General features: G+C 74.1%; 1 pseudogene. It reads left to right on the top strand.

Annotated elements, in window-relative coordinates:
- A pseudogene (locus B2W55_RS11290) lies at positions 1-439 on the top strand (DUF459 domain-containing protein); the annotation flags it as partial.
- Positions 440-482 lie beyond the last annotated feature (43 nt).

Below are 482 nucleotides of genomic sequence, written 5' to 3' on the forward strand. Positions count from 1 at the left end.
CCCCTTGGCCTGCTCGCGGCCCGCCGCTGTCGATGCGCTCGCCGCGCGCACGCTGGTGAAGGGCGAGGCGCTGGCGCCGCCTGCCGGCCGTGCCGACGATTTCGCCTGGCCACGCCGCGAGATCGGCCGCGAGCAGGCCAAGGGCGACGTGCCGGTTGCCGCGACCACGCCAACCGCGCCGGCTGGTGGACCGGCGAATCCGCCGCCCTCCACCACGGCGATCGCGCCCGACGGCTCGATCATCACGGCGCCGAAGCCGCAGCGGCGCGTGTTCCGTCCGGCCCAGGCCCAGCCGCAGCAACAGCCGCAGACCCAACCCTGGCTACGTGACCTGTTCGGATTCGGCGCCCCGCAACAGCGCCCACTGGTCGCACCGCCGCCGCGTCCGCCGCGCGGCATCGGACAGCGCGCCTCTGCGCCGGGGAATCCCTGGCAGTAACGGGCGGCGGAAGCACGGTAATATCCACGTCATTGCGAGCGAA

This window comes from Bradyrhizobium sp. UBA2491 (assembly GCF_002341725.1).
Lineage (GTDB): Bacteria > Pseudomonadota > Alphaproteobacteria > Rhizobiales > Xanthobacteraceae > Bradyrhizobium.